At 32.7% G+C, this 5,762-nt stretch carries 7 protein-coding genes and 1 pseudogene; 4 read left to right on the forward strand and 4 right to left on the reverse strand.

The window, feature by feature from the left end:
• A pseudogene (locus CDZ78_RS18440) lies at positions 1-199 on the reverse strand (IS6 family transposase); the annotation flags it as partial.
• 240 nt (positions 200-439) lie between these two features.
• Between CDZ78_RS18440 and CDZ78_RS18445 the strand changes: the two are divergent.
• The 4 genes from CDZ78_RS18445 to CDZ78_RS18460 all read left to right on the forward strand — a co-directional run bounded on the left by CDZ78_RS18445 (position 440) and on the right by CDZ78_RS18460 (position 3,669).
• A complete protein-coding gene (locus CDZ78_RS18445) occupies positions 440-652 on the forward strand; it encodes a helix-turn-helix domain-containing protein (protein WP_087871290.1) in 213 nt (70 codons plus the stop codon).
• 158 nt (positions 653-810) lie between these two features.
• A complete protein-coding gene (locus tag CDZ78_RS18450) occupies positions 811-2,253 on the forward strand; it encodes a hypothetical protein (protein ID WP_140414204.1) in 1,443 nt (480 codons plus the stop codon).
• A gap of 20 nt (positions 2,254-2,273) precedes the next feature.
• On the forward strand, positions 2,274-2,672 hold the full coding sequence (locus CDZ78_RS18455) for a hypothetical protein (protein ID WP_087871292.1): 399 nt from the start codon (positions 2,274-2,276) through the stop codon (positions 2,670-2,672).
• Positions 2,665-3,669, forward strand: a complete 1,005-nt coding sequence (locus tag CDZ78_RS18460; protein WP_087871293.1) for a 4Fe-4S binding protein — start codon at positions 2,665-2,667, stop codon at positions 3,667-3,669. The genes CDZ78_RS18455 and CDZ78_RS18460 overlap by 8 nt, the downstream gene beginning before the upstream one ends.
• On the opposite strand, the gene CDZ78_RS18465 is transcribed toward CDZ78_RS18460, so the two are convergent.
• From CDZ78_RS18465 to CDZ78_RS18475, 3 genes are read right to left on the reverse strand one after another with little or no spacing between them, the layout of a single operon-like run.
• The gene (locus tag CDZ78_RS18465; RefSeq protein WP_087871294.1) at positions 3,662-4,444 is read right to left on the reverse strand and encodes a DNA-methyltransferase; all 783 of its coding nucleotides are present in this window, start codon (positions 4,442-4,444) and stop codon (positions 3,662-3,664) included. The two genes, CDZ78_RS18460 and CDZ78_RS18465, sit on opposite strands and share 8 nt — an antisense overlap.
• Entirely contained in the window at positions 4,434-5,312 is an 879-nt protein-coding gene (locus CDZ78_RS18470) for a DNA methyltransferase (protein WP_087871295.1), read from the reverse strand. The genes CDZ78_RS18465 and CDZ78_RS18470 overlap by 11 nt, the downstream gene beginning before the upstream one ends.
• On the reverse strand, positions 5,309-5,494 hold the full coding sequence (locus tag CDZ78_RS18475; RefSeq protein WP_087871296.1) for a hypothetical protein: 186 nt from the start codon (positions 5,492-5,494) through the stop codon (positions 5,309-5,311). The genes CDZ78_RS18470 and CDZ78_RS18475 overlap by 4 nt, the downstream gene beginning before the upstream one ends.
• Between the last annotated feature and the right edge of the window lie 268 nt (positions 5,495-5,762).

Consider the following 5,762-nt stretch of genomic DNA (forward strand, 5'->3'; position numbering starts at 1 on the left):
GCTTCTTTTTGTGAAATTCTTTCTCTAATTTAGGCGCATACGTGATAACCCAGCGGTTAAGTGTGCTGTGGTCAACATGATAGCCTCGTTCTTCCGCTATTTCTTCAAGATTGCGATAACTGAGTGGGTAAGCCAAGTACCATCTGACATTTAGGAGAATGATCTCTTTTTCAAAGTGGCGCCATTTGAAACTAAGCATTTGAGAATTCCTGATATAGAGATTTAAACTTAATGATAACAGATAACCTGGGGAAGTGAACTTTATGCGACAGAACCAAAAATACTTATCAATGACTTCAATCAAGGTTTCTATAGGAAATTTGTTGAGCTATTTGAGTAATCTATCTTGTATTCAAGTAATGAGGGGACAACTTATTAAACCAGAAATGCTACTAATAGACTGTCGACTTATAGTGTTCTTTATTAGATCATCACCTATATGAACATAACTCATATTTTTGGAGAAAATGTCAGATATTTCAGAAATTCAAAAGGTATTTCACAAGAAATATTGGCTGATATGTCGGGTTTACACCGAACCTATATAGGGGCTGTAGAGCGTGGTGAAAGAAACATAACACTTATTAATGCTGAAAAAATTGCAAATGCATTGAATCAACCTCTTAAAGCATTTTTTCAAAAAAATGTGTAACAAACAACATTCCCTTCATTTTATGCATACTGAGCTAAAGGAATATAGTACTCATGCATAGGTTTCCTAATCCTGGATCGTCTCTAGATAATACTATAAATTGTTTTATTTTTTTATATCAGAAGATTGACCGTGAAGAGATATTTGACTTACATGATATGCAAGAATTATTGGTTTCAAATGGCTTAATAAGCTCATCTGGAGTAATGGGTATTGAAGCTTTACTCAGAGGAGCGAGTAAAGATTTATCCAGGGATAGGTCTTATAACCAATGTAAAATGTATGCTGAACTATATCGCTCGTTAGGGTGGATTCAAAGTAACGAAAAAGCTCTTTGGTATAACTTTACATTACAGGGAGATCATATCGCTAATGCAACAATTAATAGAAAGAAAATTGTTGAACAATGCTTTTTAGGAATGGAATATCCAACTAGTCTAATTGATGTAAAAGGAAGTTATATAATTCGTCCTTTTGCTACAATCCTCAAGACCATGCGTCAACTAAATGGGGTTCTTTCGCGCGATGAAATGATAATTGGCCCGTTATCTATTGATGATGATACTGATCTGGAATTATTTAATTCAATGTGTGACGAACTAAAGGATTTAAGAAAAAGTAAACTTAAATTTGATGCTAAATTTACATCCTGCCTAGAAAATAGAGGAATAAGCAAAGTTACTGCCGGTAACTACACCAGGTTTCCATTAGGAGCATTAAAATGGCTTGATTGGGCTCTACGAACCAAAGATTCTAGTAACTATTCCACAAAACAACATACTTACAAATTAACTGGGCATGGAAAGGAAGTAACAGACTCCCTTGATGATATGTTAGATATCAGAATTAGTGATTTAAAAAATAGAAAGATTGATGCAGACAGTCTAATTTATCACTCTTTTTATAAATTATTAAATTCTTCTGGTTTTGATACCACACCTTTAGATAATAGGCTATCCAAAGCACAAGAACAGGTGGTGTCTGATTTTGGAACATTCAATATTTTATTTTCACCTTTTCAAGCTGTCAGTAAAGATGTTCTATCAAAGGTGTTTAAAATAAAGCAACCGACAAAAAAACGAGTAGGTATGTATTCACCAGATAAATTATTAGCAACGAAACTTAACAAGACCTTAAAGAATGAATTAAGTACCATTTTAGTAACGAATGAGGAAGATGTTAATTATAAAAATGAATTTTATGATTCGGTTATTTCGTTATTAAAAACAAAAACACGAGGTGAAACCGTATCAATTCTAAAAGATAGCTTTATAACTCATACAAAAGATGAGTTTTACCCTCTTGTTGGAAATATTTTTTCAAGTATAGGGATCATGTGTGACATCCCACCTCATGGAGTCAACTCGAGGCGTTGGGATGCCATATTATTATCTGATGATGACTCTATCCCCATAGAAATAAAATCTCCTACTGAAGAAATGAACTTATCAGTAAAAGCCATAAGACAAGCTCTTGAAAATAAAATAATCCTTCAATCAAGAAAGTCTGAAAAAAACAAGTGGCCCACCTGTACCTTGGCGATTGGTTTCGAGCTTTATAGCACCCCAAAGAGTCAAGACAGATTTTTCAACAATCCTTAATTTTTTCAAGTATAGGGATCATGTGTGACATCCCACCTCATGGAGTCAACTCGAGGCGTTGGGATGCCATATTATTATCTGATGATGACTCTATCCCCATAGAAATAAAATCTCCTACTGAAGAAATGAACTTATCAGTAAAAGCCATAAGACAAGCTCTTGAAAATAAAATAATCCTTCAATCAAGAAAGTCTGAAAAAAACAAGTGGCCCACCTGTACCTTGGCGATTGGTTTCGAGCTTCCAAATAAGCGTGCTGAAGTGTTAGAGCTTATTAATGATATAAAAAAAATATATGATATCAATATAGCTATTTTTGGAATTGAGTATTTGCTAAAAATTTCTGTTAACTGTATTTCAGAAAATAGAAAAATAGAGTTTAGCGAGCTGATAAATAAAAAAGGAATATTAAATGGATAACATTCTTAAACAAGGAAAAATAAAGTCAAAAAGTTTTAAATACAAAAATGAAGCTATTCCAGTAATTGTTCAATACATGGATCAAGAACCATCCAAACTAACTCTTAGTGACGAAAGTACAATAAATAGCTCCTGCTTGAATTGTTATGACTTAAATTGCTTAACACTGGAAAACAATTCAATAGTCATGGATGAGCTATCAAGTAGCCAGACAAATATTTTATGTCCAACTGAAGCTATTTTTTTAAATGAATCAGGAGAAGTTGAAATAAATGTTCAAGATTGTATAGGTTGTGGTTTATGTGTTGTATCATGCCCAGTTGGAGCAATCTATATAGGAAAAGAAGATGTCGCTATAATAAATAGGAAAAACCAAAGCATGGAATTTTCCGATGAGCCTTTTCAAGTAAAGTGTATAGTAAAATCTTCACCAGCGATTCAAGAGAATGAAAAAAAACTTCGAAAAATAATTAAACTAATAAATGAGTTACCAGATAGAACTTCTGTATTAAATAAGCTTGTTTGCAAATCTTTACAACTTACAGGTTTGGATACAAACCTTACAAGGCAAGGCGATGTGAACTTAAGAATGGATGCAGTTTCCATTGATATTAATAATAACCATATTCTTGTGGAGATTGAGCATACTGCTAATTTAGATTCACCAAGAGACATTCTAGATGACGTTGCTGTTTTTTGTTCTCGTTATGATATAGACAAAAGTAAAGCATCAGGATTAATAGTTCTTACTGAATTACCAAATAAACGTACCGAATACTGGGAACTAATTACAGATATTGAAAAAGTTGTAAAGGTAAAAATTGCTACACTTCCATTATCTTCACTGTTAGCTTTGACTTGGTCAGGATCACTCTTATGTCTCACTGACTTCTACCTAGGGAATAATAATACGTCAGCAAGAAATGCTACTTATAAATTATTGCTTAGAAGTATTAATATTCCAAATAAAAACAGTTTAATTGAAGCTGCTAAATAGTAACCTCTATCTCTGTATCGAGAGCTTCAAGCCTTTGATTGGCTATCTTTATATAATCTTCGTTTAGTTCAAAACTAATAAAATTACGCTTTAATTTTTTTGAAGCTACACATTCACTACCACTTCCTGAAAATGGGATTAAAACTAACTCAGATTCATTAGAAAAATGCTTAATGATTCTTTCTGAAATAGAAAGTGGCTTTTGTGTTGGATGATCAACTTTTTCATCCTTAAATCTTCTGCCAGCTAATGTTGGGAACTTCCACACATCACCAGCTATTCTTCCATCTGGATGAGGTGTCCATACTTTCCCATTTTTGGTTATTTTATGCTTAAGTCGCTCAGTACTTTTGTATGGCTCTCGAATTTCATTAAATGTATAGCTTTCCCCTTTTGAAAACCATAACATCGGTTCGTAGTGTGCGGCTAAAGTGTTTTTATACCCAGAAAATCCATTTTCATAATTCCATATTATTTGTCGTCTATAAGTAAGCCCTATCTCATACATATGGCACTGCAACCAACAAAGATGATGATGGATACCGTATACAAATATACTTCCATTATTTTTGAGTACTCGATTACATTCATTGAGCCACTCTTTTGACCATGGTAGCCAAATCCCCTTATTCTTTTTCTCGTCCCATTTACCAAAGTTTTTATTAAGATTATAAGGCGGATCAGCAACTATTAGATCAACAGAGCAATCATCCAGTTTTTTCATCCCTTCGATACAGTCTTCATTAAATATTGAATTAATTTTTTTATTTAACATTCTGTAAGATTAGTATATATTGATTGTGTATGTTTGGAACGTATGCATACGGGTATCCATACGGGAATATCCGTTTGTGCCTTTGATATAAAACCTTAAGACCTCTCATTTCCAAGCTTAATGTTCCCAGTTTTCTAGCCAAATCAGCATGAAACATTATATAGTTTGATTTATCTCTGAAATCACTTACTACAACAGCCATATATTTTTTTGGCTTTAAAACTCTCCTGCATTTAGCTAGAATTATGGTTAATTCATCGAGAAATGTCTCATAATCATCTATATTTCCAATGTCAATATCACTATCACTATATTTTGTATCAAGTCCGTGATCTACCCTTTCTTGTTTTGCTTTATGATCTTTTTTATGCAGAATATTCCAATAAGGAGGGCTTGTAACTACAAAATCAATACTATTTTCATCTAAAGTATCAATAACATCTCTTGAATCACCTTGAATAACTACTTGATCATCAATGTTACTCTCTTCTGTTACCTCAGTTTTAATCCTTTTTTCTGTTAGTTCTACATATTTTTGATTTAATTCTATCCCAACGCCCTTACGACCTTCTGTAGCACAAGCTTTAAGAGTAGAGCCAATTCCTGCAAATGGATCTAATACAGTATTTCCCTTTTTAGTAAAAAACCTAATGAGCCTAGCTACGTCCGTGAATGAAAATGGTGCGGGGTGTTGTTTTTCGATTTTTATATCAGGATGTTTTGCGCCCAGCCCTCTTTGGTTCCAAACCGAAATGGTTTCAGGTATCCATTCAGTAGATGTTAAGTCATTTAGTTTATTTCTAGGGTCATATTTCCCTTTTGTTGTTTCAGGTTTTTCTTCCGCTTTGTTAACTGAAATATCTTTCATTCTTCTGAATTATCTTTTTTGGAACTGGGGGTTATATTATTTTTACTTGTTAAATAATTATTAGTTGACATTAAAAACCAATCTTTTAGTGAAAGGCCTTGTAAAGTCAGTTCGCTATAAAGTTTTTTCTTTAGATCAGGGTCAATTTCAATAACAATCCTACCGCTTTTACCTATGCTCATAAGTGATACATTTAGTTACATTATATATGTAATATATGTTACATTCATTGCATATTAAATGCAATCATAAGATAAAAATTCATCTTAATGCTATTTTCTCCACGCGTAATATCTACTGCTTTACTTAGGCACTTGATCTGCCTTTCGGTTGTTTAACAACACTAGAAAAATTCATCATTTTTTCTTGTAGATTCAAGTATTTCCTCTAAATTTTGATTGCTTTTTTCACTTTAATAATTAGTAACTACTCAGCGTAAATAATTAAAAA

This window comes from Bathymodiolus platifrons methanotrophic gill symbiont (genome assembly GCF_002189065.1).
GTDB lineage: Bacteria > Pseudomonadota > Gammaproteobacteria > Methylococcales > Methylomonadaceae > Methyloprofundus.

What these genes read in the sequence shown, in the direction of transcription:
- CDZ78_RS18445 (WP_087871290.1), top strand. Translation starts at nt 440, where the DNA reads ATGAACATAACTCATATTTTTGGAGAAAATGTCAGATATTTCAGAAAT.
- CDZ78_RS18450 (WP_140414204.1), top strand. Translation starts at nt 811, where the DNA reads ATGCAAGAATTATTGGTTTCAAATGGCTTAATAAGCTCATCTGGAGTA.
- CDZ78_RS18455 (WP_087871292.1), top strand. Translation starts at nt 2,274, where the DNA reads ATGTGTGACATCCCACCTCATGGAGTCAACTCGAGGCGTTGGGATGCC.
- CDZ78_RS18460 (WP_087871293.1), top strand. Translation starts at nt 2,665, where the DNA reads ATGGATAACATTCTTAAACAAGGAAAAATAAAGTCAAAAAGTTTTAAA.
- CDZ78_RS18465 (WP_087871294.1), bottom strand. Translation starts at nt 4,444, where the DNA reads ATGTTAAATAAAAAAATTAATTCAATATTTAATGAAGACTGTATCGAA.
- CDZ78_RS18470 (WP_087871295.1), bottom strand. Translation starts at nt 5,312, where the DNA reads ATGAAAGATATTTCAGTTAACAAAGCGGAAGAAAAACCTGAAACAACA.
- CDZ78_RS18475 (WP_087871296.1), bottom strand. Translation starts at nt 5,494, where the DNA reads ATGAGCATAGGTAAAAGCGGTAGGATTGTTATTGAAATTGACCCTGAT.